Source organism: Micromonospora sp. (assembly GCF_048594385.1).
Taxonomy (GTDB): Bacteria; Actinomycetota; Actinomycetes; order Mycobacteriales; family Micromonosporaceae; genus Micromonospora; species Micromonospora wenchangensis.
In genome coordinates this window covers 1-18,907 of sequence record NZ_JBMDWU010000156.1, presented here as the reverse complement: position 1 = coordinate 18,907, position 18,907 = coordinate 1, and the positions used below count along the sequence as shown (strand labels likewise).

Annotated in this window: 14 protein-coding genes and 2 pseudogenes; 6 read left to right on the top strand and 10 right to left on the bottom strand. The window is 74.6% G+C overall.

What is annotated here, in order from left to right; translation table 11 throughout:
- The 3 genes and pseudogenes from ACOJTC_RS08200 to ACOJTC_RS08190 all read right to left on the bottom strand — a co-directional run.
- A pseudogene (locus ACOJTC_RS08200) lies at positions 1-116 on the bottom strand (DUF47 domain-containing protein); the annotation flags it as partial.
- Positions 117-190: 74 nt separating this feature from the next.
- Positions 191-1,192, bottom strand: a complete 1,002-nt coding sequence (locus tag ACOJTC_RS08195; RefSeq protein WP_420116382.1) for a PPK2 family polyphosphate kinase — start codon at positions 1,190-1,192, stop codon at positions 191-193.
- Positions 1,193-1,273: 81 nt separating this feature from the next.
- Entirely contained in the window at positions 1,274-1,780 is a 507-nt protein-coding gene (locus ACOJTC_RS08190) for a DUF402 domain-containing protein (protein ID WP_420116381.1), read from the bottom strand.
- A 141-nt stretch (positions 1,781-1,921) separates the two neighbouring features.
- Here ACOJTC_RS08190 and ACOJTC_RS08185 point away from each other — a divergent pair, with 141 nt between their 5' ends.
- On the top strand, positions 1,922-4,120 hold the full coding sequence (locus ACOJTC_RS08185; RefSeq protein WP_420116380.1) for an ATP-dependent DNA helicase: 2,199 nt from the start codon (positions 1,922-1,924) through the stop codon (positions 4,118-4,120).
- A 57-nt stretch (positions 4,121-4,177) separates the two neighbouring features.
- Here the strand turns inward: ACOJTC_RS08185 and ACOJTC_RS08180 are convergent, their stop codons facing one another.
- The gene (locus ACOJTC_RS08180) at positions 4,178-5,533 is read right to left on the bottom strand and encodes an AI-2E family transporter (RefSeq protein ID WP_420116383.1); all 1,356 of its coding nucleotides are present in this window, start codon (positions 5,531-5,533) and stop codon (positions 4,178-4,180) included.
- Positions 5,534-5,638: 105 nt separating this feature from the next.
- Here ACOJTC_RS08180 and ACOJTC_RS08175 point away from each other — a divergent pair, with 105 nt between their 5' ends.
- Together ACOJTC_RS08175 and ACOJTC_RS08170 are read left to right on the top strand one after the other, a co-directional pair.
- Entirely contained in the window at positions 5,639-5,986 is a 348-nt protein-coding gene (locus tag ACOJTC_RS08175) for a GroES family chaperonin (protein ID WP_204924720.1), read from the top strand.
- A gap of 104 nt (positions 5,987-6,090) precedes the next feature.
- A complete protein-coding gene (locus ACOJTC_RS08170) occupies positions 6,091-6,258 on the top strand; it encodes a hypothetical protein (RefSeq protein WP_204924719.1) in 168 nt (55 codons plus the stop codon).
- Positions 6,259-6,295: 37 nt separating this feature from the next.
- Here the strand turns inward: ACOJTC_RS08170 and ACOJTC_RS08165 are convergent.
- Both ACOJTC_RS08165 and ACOJTC_RS08160 read right to left on the bottom strand, forming a co-directional pair.
- Positions 6,296-7,778: pseudogene (locus tag ACOJTC_RS08165) on the bottom strand (PrsW family intramembrane metalloprotease); the annotation flags it as partial.
- A gap of 57 nt (positions 7,779-7,835) precedes the next feature.
- Positions 7,836-9,101: an FUSC family protein gene (locus ACOJTC_RS08160; RefSeq protein ID WP_420116379.1), complete on the bottom strand. Its 1,266-nt coding sequence runs from the start codon at positions 9,099-9,101 to the stop codon at positions 7,836-7,838.
- A 52-nt stretch (positions 9,102-9,153) separates the two neighbouring features.
- On the opposite strand from ACOJTC_RS08160, the gene ACOJTC_RS08155 reads away from it, so the two are divergent.
- On the top strand, positions 9,154-9,789 hold the full coding sequence (locus ACOJTC_RS08155; protein ID WP_420116378.1) for a metal-dependent phosphohydrolase: 636 nt from the start codon (positions 9,154-9,156) through the stop codon (positions 9,787-9,789).
- Positions 9,790-9,803: 14 nt separating this feature from the next.
- On the opposite strand, the gene ACOJTC_RS08150 is transcribed toward ACOJTC_RS08155, so the two are convergent.
- On the bottom strand, positions 9,804-10,076 hold the full coding sequence (locus ACOJTC_RS08150) for a DUF4031 domain-containing protein (RefSeq protein ID WP_364309580.1): 273 nt from the start codon (positions 10,074-10,076) through the stop codon (positions 9,804-9,806).
- Between the two features lie 35 nt (positions 10,077-10,111).
- On the opposite strand from ACOJTC_RS08150, the gene ACOJTC_RS08145 reads away from it, so the two are divergent.
- Entirely contained in the window at positions 10,112-11,512 is a 1,401-nt protein-coding gene (locus ACOJTC_RS08145; RefSeq protein ID WP_420116377.1) for an FAD-binding oxidoreductase, read from the top strand.
- A gap of 51 nt (positions 11,513-11,563) precedes the next feature.
- Here ACOJTC_RS08145 and ACOJTC_RS08140 read toward each other — a convergent pair whose 3' ends face one another.
- Positions 11,564-12,013 (bottom strand): hypothetical protein, encoded by a 450-nt coding sequence (locus tag ACOJTC_RS08140; protein WP_204925001.1) that lies wholly within the window; start codon positions 12,011-12,013, stop codon positions 11,564-11,566.
- Between the two features lie 129 nt (positions 12,014-12,142).
- Complete coding sequence (locus tag ACOJTC_RS08135; protein WP_420116376.1) at positions 12,143-13,984, bottom strand: glycerol-3-phosphate dehydrogenase/oxidase; 1,842 nt, start codon at positions 13,982-13,984, stop codon at positions 12,143-12,145.
- A 534-nt stretch (positions 13,985-14,518) separates the two neighbouring features.
- On the opposite strand from ACOJTC_RS08135, the gene ACOJTC_RS08130 reads away from it, so the two are divergent.
- Positions 14,519-17,047, top strand: a complete 2,529-nt coding sequence (locus tag ACOJTC_RS08130; RefSeq protein ID WP_420116375.1) for a S8 family serine peptidase — start codon at positions 14,519-14,521, stop codon at positions 17,045-17,047.
- A gap of 106 nt (positions 17,048-17,153) precedes the next feature.
- Here ACOJTC_RS08130 and groL read toward each other — a convergent pair whose 3' ends face one another.
- Positions 17,154-18,776 (bottom strand): chaperonin GroEL, encoded by a 1,623-nt coding sequence (gene groL / locus ACOJTC_RS08125; RefSeq protein ID WP_204924710.1) that lies wholly within the window; start codon positions 18,774-18,776, stop codon positions 17,154-17,156.
- Positions 18,777-18,907: the final 131 nt, after the last annotated feature.

The window sequence follows — 18,907 nt, the reverse complement described above, 5'->3', positions numbered from 1 at the left end:
ACCAGGTTCTGCGCGGCCCTGGTGAAGAGCTCGTAGAAAGCGCCCTCGGTGGGACGGAAGGAAAACTTCACAGCACGGACCTCGTCGTGTCGGTGGAAGGGTGGCCGCCGCCCCAGGGGGCGTCCGCTGATGCATGCTAGGTACCCCACCGGAGCGGGTCTCCGCCGGCCTACCCCTGGTCAGAACCGATTCACCGCTCGTTCACCTGCTGTTCACCTCGGCCGTCACCACCGCCACTCGCCAACCGCTGGCGCTCCCGTTCCACGTCGAAACCGGCAGCCGGATACCCCAGATCAAGACCCTCGAACGTCTCCCGCAGCAGGTGCGCCACCGCCCAGTCCCGGTACCACTTGCGGTCCGCCGGGACCACGAACCAGGGCGCGGCGTCCGTGTCGCACCGCCCCAGCGCCTCCGCGTACGCGGCCCGGTAGTCGTCCCAGCGGGCCCGGGAGTCGAGGTCGCTGGGCTGGTACTTCCAGTACTTCGTCGGGTCGGTCAGCCGCTGCGCCAACCGCCGCGCCTGCTCGTCCGGCGAGATGTGCAGCATCACCTTGACCAGGGTCACCCCGCCGTCGGTCAACTCCCGCTCGAAGGCGTTGATCTGGTCGTAGCGGGCCCGCCAGGTCTGCTCCGGCACCAGGGCGTCGACCCGGGCCACCAGCACGTCCTCGTAGTGCGAGCGGTTGAACACCCCGACGTACCCGGGCGGGGGCAGCGCCCGGCGGACCCGCCACAGGAAGTCGTGCCGCAACTCCTGCCGGGTCGGCGGCCCGAACGAGCGGATGTGCAGGCCGAGCGGGTTCATCGCGCCGGCCACCCGCTTCACCGTGCCGTCCTTGCCCCCGCAGTCCATCGCCTGGAGCACCAGCAGCAGCCGACCCGGCCGGCCCCGGCCCAGCCGCGCCCCGTCCCTGGCGGGAGCCGACACCGACGGGCCCGGTTCGCCGGCCGCCCGCGCGGTGGCGAACAGCATCTCCTGCTGCCGGGCCAACCCGGCGCCGACCAACTCCACCTGCCGGCGGGCCCACGGCTTACGGTCCCGGCCCCGGCCCGCCACGGCGGGCAACCCCGGGGTGGCCCGGGGATCGACCGCCCCCAGGTCGACCGGGCCGCCACCACCGGGCACCCGCAACAACTGCCGCATCGTCGCCCCCTCGGGTACGACGACCTCCGTCTCCTCGTCTGCGCGCATCCCCCGATCCTCGCCCACCACCGCACCGGCCGCCTCCCGGGAATCGGTTGGTGACCCCGCGTCGGTCGGGCCACGCCCAGGTCAGACCACCAGAGCCAGCCACTTCCGGTAGGCCGAGGCGAACGGTTCGGTGCCGTCGCCGAGGGCGGTGAGCAGCCTCGCCGCCGCCGCCTGCGCCTGCGCCACCACGTCGTCCGGGTAGCCGAACCGGACCCGGTGCTCGGCGAACTCGTCCTCGTCGCGCAGCTCCACCAGGCCGGTGGTCCGGCGGCGCACCACGTCCAGGTCGAGGTCGACCAGGTGGACGGTGTCGTCGCCCTCCCAGCGGGCCGGGGTGGCGATGTCGCAGTAGACCTCGCTGGTCCGGGGCGGCGGGTTGAACATGCACGTCCACCAGGCGTGGTGCGGCACCAGCAGGACGAAGGGGATCTGCTCCACCGAGGGTCGGCCGTGGTAGACCGAGGCGGTGCCCTCGGTCACCCCCAGCCACACCCCGAGGTCGTCCTCGGCCAGCCGGCGGGCCGGGTAGTCGCGGTGGGCGCTGCCGTCGTACTTGCGGTAGATCACGCGGACCACGTCGCTCGGCATGAATCGCACCCTAGCCGATTCCGGCCCCTCCCCGCCGCAGCGAGTTGACCCGTCCGAGGTCACGACAATCCGGACGGTGACCGCGCCACGCGGGGAGGCGGCGGCACGTCCACTGTCGGCGGCGGCGGGTACCGTCGCACGGTGACTCCGCCCCGTACCGCCGCCGGCCCCAGCACCCCCTCGGCCCGCTCCGGCCGACGGCGCGGTGGCCGGCCGAGCGGCACCGAGCTGCTGGCGGCGGCGGTCGGCGCGGTGCCCGGCGGCGCGACCCGGCCGGGCCAGCAGCAGATGACCGAGGCGATCGAACGCAGCGTCGCCGCCCGTGAGCACCTGCTGGTGCAGGCCGGCACCGGCACCGGCAAGTCGCTGGGCTACCTCGCCCCCGCGCTGACCGTGGACGGGCCGGTGGTGGTCTCCACCGCCACCCTGGCGTTGCAGTCCCAACTGGTCGAGCACGACCTGCCCCGGCTCGCCGACGCGGTCGAGCCGCTGCTCGGCCGCCGCCCGACCTTCGCCGTGCTCAAGGGGCGGCACCACTACCTCTGCCTGGCCCGGCTGGACAACTCCACCGAGGACGAGCCGGAGGACACTCTCTTCGACGCCCCCGCCGAGCGGCCCGCCGGCGGGACGAAGTGGCTCGGCGAGGCCGGCCGGATGGGCAAGCAGATCCAGCGGCTGCGCGACTGGGCCGAGAAGACCGACACCGGCGACCGGGACGAGCTGGACCCGGGCGTCGACGACCAGGCGTGGCGGCTGGTCTCGATGCCGGCCCGCGAGTGCGTGGGGGCGTCGCGCTGCCCGTTCGGCCAGGAGTGTTTCGCCGAGGCGTCGCGGGCCCGGGCCCGCGAGGCCGACGTGGTGGTCACCAACCACAGCCTGCTCGCGGTGGACATGCTGGCCGGCCGGCACATCGTGCCGCCGCACAAGCTGCTGATCGTCGACGAGGCGCACGAGCTGGCCGACCGGGTCTCCTCGGCCGCCCAGGCCGAGCTGGTGCCGGAGCAGATCGACCGCTCCGCCCGACGGGCCCGCCCGCTGCTGCGACCGGACGTCGCCGACCGGCTCACCGAGGCCGGCGACGCGCTCGCCGTCGGGCTGGCCGAGGCTCCGGCCGGCCGGCTCACCGGCGGCCTGCCCGGCCCGCTGCGCGAGGCGTGCACGCTGCTGGACGCGGCCACCCGGGCCGCCCTCGACGCGATCGGCGACATCAAGGCCGACGATCCGGACCCGGTCCGCAAGCAGCAGGCCAAGGCGGTGCTCGACGAGCTGTCGACCACCGCGCAGCGGCTGCTGGAGGAGGCCGACCACGACGTCGCCTGGGTGGAGAAGCCGGACAACGGCAGCCGCCGGGCGCTGGTGGTCGCGCCGCTGTCCGTCGCCGGCACCCTCGCCACCCACCTGTACGACGAGCGCACCGTGGTCGCCACCTCGGCGACGCTGGCGCTGGGCGGCCGGTTCGACACGGTGGCCCGGGCGCTCGGCCTGGAGGCGCCGACCCCCGCCCCGCCGTCCCCGGCCGCCGCCGCGATGGCCACCGCCGCCGCGGGCCGGTCGACAGGCGTCCTCGGCGGCGGTACGGCGGTCGGGGCCGCCGGCCCGGATGCCGGCGGGGTGGCGAGCGCCCCGGGCAGCCGGGCCGCCACCGGCGTCGTACCGGCCACGTCGGGGCCGGGCTGGTCGTCGCTCGACGTCGGCTCACCGTTCGACTACGCCCGGCAGGGCATCCTGTACGTCGCCGCACACCTGCCCCGGCCCAGCGTCTCCGGGCTGCCCGAGGCGGCCGGTGAGGAGCTGCTGCGGCTGGTCGGCGCGCTCGGTGGCCGTACCCTCGGGTTGTTCTCCTCCCGGCGGGCCGCGCAGCAGGCGGCGGAGCTGCTGCGGACGCGCACCGACCTGCCGGTGCTGCTCCAGGGCGAGGAGGCGCTGCCGCTGCTGGTGCGGCGGTTCCGCGAGGATCGGTCGAGCTGCCTGTTCGGGGTGATGTCGCTCTGGCAGGGGGTGGACGTGCCTGGCGACTCGTGCCAGCTCGTGGTGATCGACAGGCTGCCGTTCCCGCGTCCCGACGAGCCGCTGGCGGCGGCCCGCGCGGCGGCGGTGGACGCGGGCGGCGGGTCCGGTTTCTCGGCGGTCAGCGTGCCGATCGCGGCGGTCCGGCTGGCACAGGGGGTGGGCCGGCTGATCCGGGCCACCGGTGACCGGGGGGTGGTCGCGGTCCTCGACTCGCGGTTGGAGACGGCGCGTGGCTACGGGCCGTTCCTGCGCCGCTCCCTACCCCCGTTCTGGTACACCACCCGGCCGGAGGTGGCCCGGGGCGCGCTGGAGCGCCTGGCCAAGGCCTGACCCCCGCACGGCAGCCGCCCGCTCCCCGGCGGGGAACGGGCGGCGGGTCGGTCCGGGTCAGGGCGCCTGGGAGGCGACCACCACGGCGTCCGGTGGGGTGTCGGGCACGCTGCGGGCGGCGAGCCGGCGTACGGCGGTGTTGAGCACCGCGATCAGCGGCACCGCGACCAGCGCGCCGGTGATGCCGGCGAGGACCACCCCGGCGGCGATCCCGATGATCACCGCGAGCGGGTGGATGGCCACCGCCCGACCCATGATCAACGGTTGCAGCAGGTGCCCCTCGACCTGCTGCACGCCGATCACCACGCCCAGGATGATCAGGGCGGTCACCGGGCCGCTGTCGACCAGCGCCACCAGCACCGCCACCCCGCCGGAGAGGGCGGCCCCGACGATCGGGATGAACGCGCCGAGGAAGACCAGCGCGGCCAGCGGGAAGGCGAACGGGATGTCGAAGACGACCAGGAAGATGCCGATGCCCACCGCGTCGATGAACGCCACCAGCACGGTGGCCCGCACGTAGGCGCCGAGCGTGGCCCAGGAGGCCCGGCCGGCGTCGTCGACCTTCCACCGGGCGGCGACCGGCAGCAGCCGGACCAGGAAGCGCCAGATCCGGCTGCCGTCACGCAGGAAGAAGAAGGTGGCGAAGAGCACCAGGATCGCGCCGGTGAGCACCTCGGCCAGGGTGGCGGCGGTGGCCAACGCCCCGCTGGTGAACCTCTCGGTGTTGCCGTTGATCCAGCCCTGCGCCTCTTCGATGTAGCGGTTGAGCTGGCTGTCCGACAGGTGCAGCGGGCCGGTCTTGAGCCAGTCCTGGATCTGCCGGACGCCCTGCGACGACTTCTCGCTCAGCTCCGGCACGCCCTGGATGAACTCGTTGACCACCAGGGTCAGCGTGCCCACCACCGCGGCCAGCCCGCCGACCATCACCACCGCGGTGGCCAGCGACCGGGGGAACCGGGCCCGCAGCAACCAGCCCACCGCCGGGGCGAGCAGCGCGGAGAGCAGCAGCGCCACCGCCAGCGGGATGATCACGATGCTGATCGTCCCGACGATCTTCAGCAGCGCCCAGGTGACCACGCCGATCACGATCAACCGCCACGACCAGGCGGCGGCGATCCGCAGCGCGTGCGGCACGTCGGCGTCGTCGCGGCTGGAGGTGGAGTTGTGCATGGCCGCCGGGGGTTCGACCCCGACCACCGTCGCCGACGGGGCGGCCGGCGGGCCGGGGGACGCGGGTGTGGCCACTCCGGCCCCCTCGGGCGCGTCGGTCGGATCGGCGCGCCCCGCGCGGACCGACTCCCGTCCGGACTCGTAGGCGCGGCGGAGTCGGCCGCGTACCCGCTCGAAGCGGCTCAAGCGCACCTCCTGAGAAACGACACCGGGACGCCCACGGCGACGGCCCGGACAGGGTATGTCCGTACGCCCGCCACCGTAGGGCAGTTTCGCCACTCATTGCCCCACGCCGCATCGGCTCAACCACCGCACGGACGTCACCGGCCCACACGGTAGCGTCTTGGCGTGACCGCCGACCCGAACCTCGACACCGGCCTGCCGATCCGCCTGCTGCACGACCGGGTGCTGGTGAAGGTGGACGGCAGCGAGGGCGAACGCCGCTCCACCGCAGGCATCGTCATCCCGGCCACCGCCGCCGTCGGCAAGCGGTTGGCCTGGGCCACCGCCGTGGGCGTGGGTCCGCACGTACGCGCCGTGGTGGCCGGCGACCGGGTGCTCTTCGACCCGGACGACCGCTCCGAGGTCGAACTGCACGGCCGGGGGTACGTCCTGCTGCGCGAGCGGGACGTGCACGCCGTCGCCGCCGAACGGGTGGAGAGCGAGTCCACCGGCAGCACCGGCCTCTACCTGTAGGTCCGGTTTCTCCCCGGCCCTCGGGAGCCGTCCCGGGTGGTCTACCGGTTTGTCCCGCTTCCCGGCGGGAAGCCAGGCACGTCCAGGTGCCCTGGGGAGGGACGATGCCGGTACTCGTGAAGAAGGTGCTGCTCTGGGGCAGCGTCGCCTTCCTGATCTACTTCATGGCGTTCCGCCCGGACGGGGCGGCCCAGATGTTCAAGGGGATCGGGGCGGCCCTGATGGCGATGGCCCAGGGCCTCGGCGACTTCCTCACCACCCTGATGACCTGACCCCGCCCGCCGCCAGGCCTGACCCGCCCGGGGCCGGTCAGTACCGGCCGGGCGGCCACGGGGCGGCCGGGCGGGGACCGTACCAGCCGGGCGGGCCGTAGCCGGCCGGGTAGGCCGGGGGCGGCGGCGGGGCCAGCACCACCGGGATCGGCACCACCGGAGAGTCCGGGGCGTCGACGACCCGCTGCGTGCCGTCGGGGAACCGCAGGTGGTAGCGCTGCCCGTCCCAGACCCCCACCGGCGTCTGCGGGTCCCGGCCGACGAAGAACGACCGGTACGCCGCGATCGTCTCCAGCAGCTGCCGTTCCTCCCGCAGGGTGTTCTCCCGCTCCGCCGGCTTGCGGTCCAGGCCGCGCCGCATCCCGTCGCGCAGCAGCGCCAGCCGGGTCGCGGCGAACTGGTAGCCGCGCATCGCGCGCAGGCCGGCGTCCCCACCGACCCGCCGCGCCCAGGTGCGGGCGGCGTGCCGGCGGCCCAGGCTGCCCAGGGCGGCCACCTCGGGCGGGCTCAACCAGCCCGCCCGCACGTAGTCGGGCAGGGTCCGCTCGGTGAGCCGCCCCTCCCAGGCGCGCAGCCAGACCGCGAAACCGACCATGCCGAAGAAGATCGGCACCATCACCGCGACCATCCCGTAGAAGAAGATCACCGCCTGGCCGGTGGCCTGGACCAGCGTCGGGATCAGGTTCCAGGTGCCGTGCAGCATCATCGCCAGCAGCAGGCCGGCGATCGGGGCGAGCACCCGTACCCGCCGGTCGGCGGTGCGGGCGGCGATGCCCAGCCCCACCCCGGTCATCGAGGTGAACAGCGGGTGGGCGAAGCCGAAGAAGAGGATCCGCGAGATGAAGATGACGATGACGTTGCGTACGCCGGTGGCCGGCCCCCACTGGTCGACGCCCGAGGCGTACCCGAGGCCACCCAGGTAGAGGATGTTCTCCACCATGGCGAACCCGACGGCGGACAGCCCGCAGTAGACCAGGCCGTCGGTGATCCCGGACCACTCCCGGCGGCGGAAGATCAGCAGCAGGATCGGGCCGAGCGCCTTGGTCAGCTCCTCGATGAACGGGGCCACCAGCACCCCGGTCAGCGACGACGACACCCCCCAGTCCTTGAACAGGGCGGCGAAGCTGTTGTTGACGGTCAGCGACGCGGCGGTCGAGACGAACGCGCCCCAGGCGAAGCAGAAGATCAGGTACTTCAGCGGTTCGGGTTCGTACCGGTCGAGCCAGAGGAAGCAGGCCACCAGGACGGGCACCGGCAGGATCGCCGCGGTCACCCCGACCAGCAGCGCGTCCAGACCCAGGTTGGAGCCGAGCGTGTAGAGCATGTAGACCGCGCAGGCCGCGATCAGCAGCACCACCCCGGCCAGCACCAGGACCCGCCGCCAGCCGAGCCGGCGCAGCGGCATCCGGGGCGCGGCGGCGTCCGGCGACGGTACGGCGGGCGCGGGCGGCGGCGGGGGCCCGCCGGGCGGGGTGTCGGCCATGTGGATCAGCGTAGTCATCCCCGGCCCGTTCGGCCGGGCTCTCCCGGTGCCCGGTGGACCGGCCCGGTCGGGGGCGGCCCGGTCCGGGGCCGGGTCAGCCCAGCGGCGGCGCGGTCGGGGGTTTCGGGGCGGCTTGCCGCTCGGCCGGACTACCGCCCGGTTTCTCCCTGTCGCCGAACGCCTGCCGGATCAACCGGTTGGCGTCCTCCTGCTCGATCCCCGAGGCGACCAGCAGATCACTGGCGGTGGTACGCACCTGGGCGATCACCACGCTGCCGGAGAACCCGACCCCCTGGTCGTACGCCCGGCCGGCCTCGCTGACCGCGCGCAGTGACCGTTCCCGGGCCCGCTCCGGCTCGTCCCCGACGGCGAACTCGTGCCGCAGCAGGCGGACCGACTCGGCCAGGTGGACCACCGCGTCCGGCATCGGGTCGGGTACCGGCTCGTCGTCCTCGATCATGGTGACCGATCGCCGGATCAGGGTGCCGCTGTTGCGCATCGCCCGGTCGATCGGCTCGGCCGCCTCGGCGTAGTGGGTCAGTTCGCTGCGCCGGTGCCAGCGGGCCGGGGAGAGTGTGCTGGTCTCCTTGGCCCCCTCGATGGCCTCGGTGAAGGTGGCCAGCTCCTCCTTGTTCTCGCGGAGCCGGTCCAGTGCCCGTTGGGCGGCTCCCCGGTCCCGGTCGCGCAACGCCTGGGCACAGACGTCGAGCTGGTCGGCGAGCAGGTCCAGCGCCGGCCGGGCCGCCCGGTTGATCACCCGGAGCGGGTTGAGCGGCAGCAGGAGCGCGGTGACCAGCAACGCGATGCCACCGCCGACGAACGCGTCGACGAACCGGGGCAGCTCCAGATCCTCGGTGGACGGGCTCAGCGTGACGATCAGCACGGCCGTCGCGGCGGCCTGGATCACCACCGCGACACTGGCCCCGAAGAAGGTGGTGAGCACGATCGCCGCGGTCACCACCAACCCGAGCTGCCAGCCCCCGGTGCCGAGGAAGTAGATCAGCACGTCGCCGAGGAACACCCCGACCGCCACCCCGACGATCAGCTCCACCGTCCGGCGCAGCCGCTGGCCCACCGAGGCCGCCAGGGTGCCGACCGCCGAGATCGGCGCGAACACCGGTTGCGGGTTGCCCAGCAGGTGGTGCGACACGATCCAGGCCAGCGCGGCGGCCAGGCCCGCCTGTACGGCCAGGCCCAGAGCCAGGTGCACCTGGTGCAGCCGGTCGTGCAGGGTGGCCCGGCCCCGGGTGCGCAGGTAGGCCATGGCGCCGGCGATCCGCGCGGTGTCGACGTCGTTCCCGGCGTCCCGCAGCCCGGCCCGACGCAGCAGCGACGGTTGTCGGTCCCGGGCCAGCGCCATGGCGGGGACTACCCACGTCGCACCGGTTCATCCCTGCGGCACAATCGTCCGGGTGACCGAGCTGATCGACAGGTGGGTGGCGGGGGCGCGCGCCGCCGGGGCCGGCGACGGGCCGGCGCTGACCGCCGCCGGGGCCGACCTGCTGACCCGCTGGCGGGAACCGCACCGGCGCTACCACACGGCGCACCACCTGCGGGCGGTGCTGGACGTGGTCGACCGGCACGCCGACCTGGCGGACCGGCCGGAACGGGTCGCGCTCGCCGCGTGGACGCACGACGCCGTCTACGACCCGCGCGCCGCCGCCGACGCCAACGAACGGGCCAGCGCGGAGCTGGCCGGCACCCTGCTCACCGGGCTGGGGGTGCCGGCCGCCACGGTGGCCGGGGTCCGCCGGCTGGTGCTGCTCACCGCCGGGCACCTGGTCACCCCGGGCGACCGCGACGGCGCGCTGCTCTGCGACGCCGACCTGGCCGTCCTGGCCACGCCCCCCGAGGTGTACGACGGGTACGCCGCCGCGATCCGCGCCGAGTACGCACACGTGCCCGAGGCGGACTTCCGTACCGGCCGGGCGCGGGTCCTCGACGGGCTGCTCGCCCTGCCCGCCCTGTTCCGGCTGCCCCCGCTGGCCGCCCGGTGGGAGGAACCGGCCCGCGCCAACCTCCGCCGCGAGCTGGCGTCTCTACGCTGATCCACCGTCCGGCGTCACCGGCGCCCCGGGTTGAGGTGTTTGGGGCGGCGCAGGCCGGAGGCGTACAGCAGGCGGACGATCTCCCGGCTGGGCACCACCCGGGCACCGAGCCACACCGCCACGGCGAACCGGTCGGCGGGGATGTCGTAGTGGTCCCGGTCGAACCCGCGCCGGGGCACCCCCAGCGTCTCGGCGAACACGTGCAGCTCGGCCGGGGAGACGTCGCTGATCAGGTGCGACCAGAGCCGACCGCGCCACGGCCAGGCGGGCCGGTCCAGGTACAGCATGGCGGCCAATCTAGCCGCCGGTTAGCCTCGGCCGCATGGCTGGCTCCCCCCTCCTCGACGACCTGCGGGCGGCCCTTGGCGACGAGGCCGTCCTCACCGACCCGGACCTGCTCCGGCTGCACCGGCGCGACGAGGCGGACCTCTGCGCCGCCGGCACGCCGCTGGTGGTCGTCCGCCCCCGGGACACCGCACAGGTGGTGGCGGTGGTCCGGGCGGCGGCCCGGCACGGCGTACCCGTGGTGCCGCAGGGGGCGCGGACCGGCCTGGCCGGTGCGGCGAACGCGGTGGACGGCGCGGTGGTGGTGAGCACCGTCGCGATGACCGCGATCCGGGAGATCGACCCGGTGGCCCGGATCGCCGTGGTGCAGCCGGGCGTGGTGAACGCCACGCTGGCCCGCGCCGTCCGGGAACAGGGCCTGTACTACCCGCCCGACCCGGGGTCCTGGGAGTCCTCCACCATCGGCGGCAACGTCTCCACCAACGCCGGGGGGATGTGCTGCGTCAAGTACGGGGTGACCACCGAGTACGTCCTCGGGCTGGAGGTGGTGCTGGCCTCCGGTGAGGTGCTGCGCACCGGCCGGCGTACCGCCAAGGGCGTGGCCGGGTACGACCTGACCCGGCTCTTCGTCGGCGCGGAGGGCACCCTCGGCGTGATCACCGAGGTCACCGTGGCGCTGCGGCCCGCGCCGGAGGAGTCGCTGACCATGGTGGCGGTCTTCGGCTCGACCTCCGGGGCGGGTACGGCGGTGGCCGGGATCGCCGCGCGGGGGCTCACCCCGAGCCTGCTGGAGCTGCTGGACCGGACGCACCTGCGGGCGATCGAGGCGTACCGGCCGATGGGGTTGCGGACCGACGCGCAGGCGCTGCTGCTCGCCGCCGCCGACACCGGCCCCCGGGCGGCGGACGACCTGGCCCGGATCGCCGAGGTCTGCGCGGCGGCCGGCGCGCAGGAGGTGTACGCGGCGACCGACGCGGTGGAGGCGGCGGCGCTGCTGCAGGCCCGCCGGCTGGCCCACCCGGCGATGGAGAAGTTCGCCGTCGACACCTACCCGGACGGCAACGGCGGCCTGATCATCGACGACGTGGCGGTGCCCCGGGGGGCGCTCGCGACGCTGCTGGACGGGGTGGCCCGGATCGCCACCGAGTGCGGGGTGCCGATCGGGGTGGTCGGCCACGCCGGTGACGGCAACCTGCACCCGAACATCGTGGTGGACCGGGCCGACCCGGCGAGCCTGGAACGGGGCCGACGGGCCTTCGACGAGATCATCCGGCTCGGGCTGGAACTCGGTGGCACCTGCACCGGCGAGCACGGCGTCGGGCTGCTCAAGCGGGACTGGCTGGCCCGGGAGATCGGACCGGTCGGCGTCCGGGTGCACCAGGCGATCAAGGCGGCGCTCGACCCGGCCGGGCTGTTCAACCCGGGCAAGGTGTTCTGAGCGGGCCGGGAAGGCTCAGCGGGTCGGGAAGGCTGAGCGGGTCGGGAAGGCTCAGCGGGTCGGCTCGGCCGGGGTCGCCTGGGTCAGCAGGAGCAGGATCTCGCCGGCCACCGCCGGTCGTTCCTCACCCGGGCAGTCCTGCGAGGTGATCAGGCCGGCCGTGGTGAGCAGGCTGGACGTCAACGCGTCGATGCAGGTCGCCCGGTACCGGCGGGCCTGGTCGGTCTCCTGGGCCAGCCGCGGGTCGGCCAGCAGCCGGTGCAACCGCTGGACCTGCTCCGGGTCCAGGGAACCGGCCGAGGTGACCCCGTCACCGGCACAGTCGGCGCACTCCCACCGGCCGTCCGGCTCGACGGTCAGCGAGCGCAGTGGACCGTCCTCGCCGAGTTTCTGCATCAGGCTGACCCGGGTAGCCCCCGGCGCTGTCGTCGCGCCCCGGCCCTCCGCTGTGGACCCGCCCTCCCGGTCGACCATCGCGCAGCCGGTCAGGGTGACCGTCATGACGGCGGGGACGAGGAGCGCGCGTGACCACTGAGGGGGAACCACGGGCCGGAACCTATCCCACCCCGGTGCCGTCCGGAACCGGCCGACCGGCCCCGCACCGCCTGGTGGAACCGGCCCCGGGGCCGGTCAGCGGGAGGAGGTCGGCAGGTGCAGCGGGCCGTCCTCGACACCGTCGACACCCCGGTCGGCGGCGAAACCCCGGACGTCGGGGGCACCGAGGCGGGCCGCGTCGGCGGTCGCGTCGTCCGGCATGAGCTGCGACTCCCGCTCGGCCTCGACCCGGGCGCGGTAGTGCGCGATCTCCCGCTCCCGGGTGGCCGTGTCCCAGCCGAGCACCGCCCCCATCAGCTCCGCCGTGTGCCCGGCCGAGTCGAGGCCCCGGTGGGCCGTCTCGAAGGAGATCCGGGTACGCCGGGTCAGCACGTCCTCCAGGTGCGGCGCCCCCTCGGAGCGGGTGGCGTAGGTCACCTCGGCGGCCAGGTATTCCGGTGCACCGGCCAGCGGTGAGGCGAGCAGCGGGTCGGCGGCGATCAGCGCCAGCACCTCCAGGGTGAGCGTGCCGTACCGCTCCAGCAGGTGTTCGACCACGCCGACGGGCACCCCGTGCCGGCGGGCCAGGTCGGCCCGGTCCCGCCACAGCGAGGCGTACCCGTCGGCGCCGAGCAGCGGCAGGTCGGCGGTGCGCGAGGGACGTACGCCGCCGAGCCGGTGGGCGGCCCGGTCGACGACGTCGGCGGCCATCACCCGGTAGGTCGTGTACTTGCCGCCGGCCACCAGCAGCAGCCCGAGCATCGGCTCGAAGACGGCGTGTTCCCGGGAGAGCTTGGAGGTGGAGTCGGCCTCGCCGGCCAGCAGCGGACGCAGCCCGGCGTAGACGCCCTCGATGTCGGCGCTGGACAGCGGCCGGTCCAGGACCAGGTTGACCTGGTCGAGCAGGTACTGGATGTCGCGGGCGGAGGCGGCCGGATGGGAGCGGTCGAGCCGCCAGTCGGTGTCGGTGGTGCCGATGATCCAGTGCCCGCCCCAGGGGATGACGAACAGCACACTGGTCGCGGTGCGCACGATCAGCCCGGTCTCGCCGGTGATCGCCGAGCGGGGCACCACCAGGTGCACCCCCTTGGAGGCCCGGACCCGCACGCCGGGGCGCAGCCCGACGTCGTTGAGCATCCGGGACATGTCGTCGCTCCACACGCCGGTGGCGGCGATGACGGTACGGGCGCGTACCTCGAACTCGGCGTCCGGGGAGCCGGGGGGCGCCTCCAGGTCGCGGACCCGGACCCCGGTGACCTCCCGGGCCTGCCGCACCAGGCCGACGGCACGGGCGCTGCTCACCACGGTCGCGCCGAGGCTGGCGGCGGTGCGGGCGAGGGTCACCACCAGCCGGGCGTCGTCGACCTGCCCGTCGTAGTAGCGGATGGCCCCGGCCAACGCGTCGGCCCGCAGGCTGGGGAAGACCCGGCGGGCGCCCTCCCGGGTCAGGTGCCGGTGCAGCGGCATCCCCCGGCCGGTGCCGAACAGCCCGGCGAAGGCGTCGTAGGCGGCCACGCCGGCCCCGTAGTAGGAGCGGCGGAACAGCCGGGCCGGCAGGTCGCGCAGCCCCCGCCCGGCGGGGAGCGGGATCAGGAACGGGACCGGCCGGACCAGGTGCGGGGCGAGCCGGGTGGCGAGCAGCCCGCGCTCGGTCAGCGCCTCGTGGACCAGGTGGAACTCCAACTGCTCCAGGTAGCGCAGGCCGCCGTGGATCAGCTTGCTGGACCGGCTGGAGGTGCCGGCGGCGAAGTCGCGGGCCTCGACCAGGGCGACCTTGAGCCCCCGCGAGGCGGCGTCGAGCGCGGCACCGGCCCCGGTCGCCCCGCCTCCGATGACCAGCACGTCGAACCGCTCGGCCCGCAGCCGGCGCAGATCCGCGGCGCGGCGCTGCGGGGAGAGTTGACCGGCGGCGGATCGGGTCACATTGGGGTCACGCACCCGTCCACCGTAACCCGCCAGGTCCCACCCGCAGCAGGCCCGGAAGCGGCCGGATTCCCCACCGTCCACCCGGTGACGCTGAGCAACACACGCCCGGATCGGCTCGACGACTCTCCGTAGCCGGCCTCACGCCGGCCCCCTCCGCCTCCCACACCACCCTCCACCGCCACGACCAGCCCGATCACCGCATTCCCCACCCACCCCCCACCTCCCTCCCTCGGCCCCTTTGCTCTGCTGCTCTCTACGCGACGCGCACGTTCAGTGATCGGTGCGTCCAGGGCAGCAGAGCAAAGGATCCGGAGGTGAAGGTCCACACCCCCACCCTCCGTCACTTTCCGTGACCACGGGACGGAGCCGGCGACCGGGGAGAACGACGGAACACGGGAGGTGGACGCCGAGGCGGACAGGGCGGAGCCGAGCCGCGCGAGGGCGGGGACCGCGCAGGTCCGCGCCCCGGGTCCACCGCCGACGGGCGGGGACCGTCGTCGGACCGGCACCGCCGACGGACGGCGACGTACGTCGTACTGTTTCCGGATGTTGGCCGACACACCACCTCCGCCGGGCTACGGCTTCCCGCCGAGCGCCGCCGCCCGTCCGTCGAGCCCGTGGCCGGTGGTGGCCGCCGCCCTCGCCGGCGGCTGGACGGTCACCCTCGCCGTGCTGCTCCAGGCGGTCGGCTGGTCGGTCGAGCAGTTGCAGGTCGCCGCGGGATGGGACCGGCAGGCGTGGCTCTGGCCCGCCCTCAGCCTGGCCACCGCCCTGCTGGTCGGCCTGCCCGCGCTGCTGCTGGCCCTGCTCCCCCGCTCCCCCCGGGTCCGGGTCACCGGCCGGGCCTGGCTCGCCGCCGCGCTCGCCCTGGTCGCCCTCGGGTCGCTACGGGCACTGCCGCAGGTCCACCACGAGGCGTACCTGGCCGCGCTGGCCGCGACGGCGACCCTGCTCGCGCTGCTGGCCACCCGGCTGCCCACCCCCACCCTCGCCCAGCCGGCCGCCGCCACGCCCGCCCCGACCACCGCCCCCGAGGGCACCGACCCCACGCACGGGCCCGCCACACCCGCCGACCAGGGCCGGCAGCGCAGCCAGCAGACCGACCACGGTCGCGGACCGGGTGGCGGGGTCGGCCGGCCGCAGGCGGTCACCCTGCTGGCGATCGCCGCCGGGCTGGCGCTGCTGCTGCCGTGGGTCCGGTTCGGCGCGCTGGGCGGCCTGCTGGAGACGGTGCTCGCCGCGCTCGCCGCGACGGCGGTCGGCCTGCTGGCCGGGGCGCTGCTCGACGACCGGTTCTGGGCCCCCTTCACCGGCGACGGGCCACCCCGGGCCGCCCGTACCGTGCTGGTCGGCGGCCTGGTCGCCGGGGTGGTCCTGCTGCTGGTCGGCGCAGGCACCGGCCACTCCGGCGTGCAGCTTCCCGCGCTGCTCTTCGTCCCGCCCGTCGGGTTCGCGCTGGGTGCGTGCCAGGTGGCGGCCCGGCGGGTCGGCCGGCCCGCCGGTGCCGCGCCGGTGCGCTGGCTGGTCGGCCTGGCGGTGTTCGGCCCGCTGGCGCTCACCGACCCGGAGGAGATCTCGGTCCTGCTGGCCACCACCCGCGACGTCCCGTACTGGGTCGCGGTCGCCTCGGGCGTCGGGTTCGCCGTCGCGCTCCTGCTGGCCATCGGGTACGGGGTGCTGCTCGCCCGGCCACGCGGGCGCGCGCCGCGCCGGCTGGTCGCCGCGTCGGGCGCGGCCGTCCTGCTGCTCACCGTCGGGGTGGTCGACGTGGCCGCCGGCCAGCCCGGCCTGTACGGCGAGCGGCTGCTGGTGGTGCTCCGCGAGCAGGCCGACCTCTCCGGCATCCCCGCCGGTACGCCAGGTCGGGCGGGCCGGGAGGCGCGGACCGCCGAGGTCTACCGCCGGCTCGTCGCCACCGCCGAACGCACCCAGGGCGGGCTGCGCCGGGACCTGAGCCGGCTGGGCCTCGACCCGACGCCGTACTACCTGGTCAACGCGATCGAGACCGACGGCGGGCCGGCGGTGCGGGCCTGGCTCTCCGGTCGGCCCGAGGTGGCCCGGGTGCTGGTCAGTCAGCGGCTCCGCCCGTTGCCCGCACCGGCCCCGGCCAGCCGGGGCGACCAGCCCGCACCGACCGGGCCGGAGTGGAACCTGCGGATGATCCGGGCCGACCGGGTCTGGTCGGAGCTGTCCGTCACCGGCACCGGCGTGGTGATCGGCAGCTCGGACTCCGGGGTCGACGGCACCCACCCGGCGTTGGCCGCCGGCTTCCGGGGCGGCGACGACTCCTGGTACGACCCGTGGAACCACACCCGCTCCCCCGCCGACTCCGGCGGCCACGGCACCCACACCGCGGGCAGCGCCGTGGGGCGGGACGGCATCGGGGTGGCTCCCGGTGCGCAGTGGGTGGGCTGCGTCAACCTCGATCGCAACCTGGGCAGCCCGGCGCACTACCTGGACTGTCTCCAGTTCATGCTGGCCCCGTTCCCGGCCGGTGGCGACCCGTTCACCGACGGACGCCCGGCGCGTGCCCCGGACGTGCTGACCAACTCGTGGGGGTGCCCACCGGTGGAGGGCTGTGACCCGGGGGCGTTACGTCCGGCGACCGCCGCCCTGGAGGCGGCGGGCATCCTGGTGGTGGCCGCCGCCGGGAACACCGGCCCGGACTGCCGGTCGATCGTCGACCCGCCGGCCCCGTACGCGGACGTGCTGACGGTGGGGGCGGTGAACCGGGACCGGGTGGTCGCCGAATTCTCCAGCCGGGGTCCCGTCGCGGGTGGGGTGGTCAAGCCGGATCTGGTCGCCCCGGGGGAGGGGATCACCTCCGCGATGCCCGGCGGCGGTTACGCCACGCTGGACGGCACCTCGATGGCCACCCCGCAGGTGGCGGGTGTGGTGGCGCTGATGTGGTCGGCGAATCCGACGCTGGTCGGCGACCTGGCCCGGACCCGGAGCATCCTGCGGGACACGGCTCAACCGGCCGGGCCCGCCGACCTCAGCTGCGGCCCGGTGACAGCGTCGAGCGGGGCCGGGCTGGTCGACGCGTACGCGGCGGTGCGGGCGGCCCGCCGCTGACCGCTCCCCGTCGCCGGGGTGAGCCGGCCCGGGTGAGCACGGGCCACGAACACGGAACGGGGCGGACCGCTCGCGCGGCCCGCCCCGTCCGGTGTTGGAGCTGGACTCAGAAGTCCATGTCCCCGCCACCCGGGCCAGCCGGGGCGGCCGGGGTCTTCTCCGGCTTGTCCGCCACGACGGCCTCGGTGGTGAGGAAGAGCGCCGCGATCGACGCGGCGTTCTGCAGCGCCGACCGGGTCACCTTGGCCGGGTCGATGATGCCCGCGGCCAGCAGGTCGACGTACTCACCGCTGGCGGCGTTGAGGCCGTGCCCGGCGTCCAGGTTGCGGACGCGCTCGACGACCACGCCACCCTCCAGGCCGGCGTTGACGGCGATCTGCCGCAGCGGGGCGTCCAGCGCGATCTTGACGATCTGCGCGCCGGTGGCCTCGTCGCCGGTCAGGTCCAGCTTGTCGAAGGCGGTCTTGCCGGCCTGCACCAGCGCGACGCCACCACCCGGGACGATGCCCTCCTCGACGGCGGCCTTCGCGTTGCGGACGGCGTCCTCGATGCGGTGCTTGCGCTCCTTCAGCTCGACCTCGGTGGCCGCGCCGACCTTGATCACCGCGACGCCGCCGGCCAGCTTGGCCAGCCGCTCCTGCAGCTTCTCACGGTCGTAGTCGGAGTCGCTCTTGTCGATCTCGGCCCGGATCTGGTTGACCCGGCCCTGGATCTGGTCGGCGTCGCCGGCACCGTCGACGATGGTGGTCTCGTCCTTGGTCACCACGACCTTGCGGGCGCGGCCCAGCATGTCGAGGCTGACGGCGTCGAGCTTGAGGCCGACCTCCTCGCTGATGACCTGGCCACCGGTGAGGATGGCGATGTCGGTCAGCATGGCCTTGCGGCGGTCACCGAAGCCCGGCGCCTTGACGGCGACGGACTTGAAGGTGCCCCGGACCTTGTTGACGACCAGAGTGGCGAGGGCCTCGCCCTCCAGGTCCTCGGCGATGATCAGCAGCGGCTTGCCCGACTGCATGACCTTCTCCAGGATCGGGAGCAGGTCCTTCACCGAGGAGATCTTGCTGTTGACGATCAGGAGGTACGGGTCGTCGAAGACGGCCTCCATACGCTCCGGGTCGGTCATGAAGTACGCGGAGATGTAGCCCTTGTCGAAGCGCATGCCCTCGGTGAGCTCCAGCTCCAGCCCGAAGGTGTTGCTCTCCTCGACGGTGATGACGCCTTCCTTGCCGACCTTGTCCATCGCCTCGGCGATGATCTCGCCGACGGTGCTGTCACCGGCGGAGATGGAGGCGGTGGAGGCGATCTGCTCCTTGGTCTCGACGTCCTTGGCGAGCTTGGACAGCTCCTCCGAGACGCTGGCCACGGCGGCCTCGATGCCCCGCTTCAGGGCCATCGGGTTGGCACCGGCGGCCACGTTGCGCAGACCCTCGCGCACCAGGGCCTGGGCCAGGACGGTCGCCGTCGTCGTGCCGTCACCGGCGACGTCGTCGGTCTTCTTGGCGACCTCCTTGACCAGCTCGGCGCCGATCTTCTCGTACGGGTCCTCGAGCTCGATCTCCTTGGCGATGCTCACACCATCGTTGGTGATGGTGGGGGCACCCCACTTCTTCTCGAGCACCACGTTGCGGCCCTTGGGGCCGAGGGTCACCTTCACGGCGTCGGCGAGCTGGTTCATGCCCCGCTCGAGGCCGCGGCGAGCCTCTTCGTCGAACGCGATCATCTTGGCCATACGGCGTTGTCCTCCTGGACACTCACGGGCCACCCGGGTGTTGTGCCCCGGACGGGCCGCCTGGTGTACGCACCTTGGGGACGTCGCCACCTGGCGACGACGACGTCCTCCTCGGTCGGGCCGGACAGCCC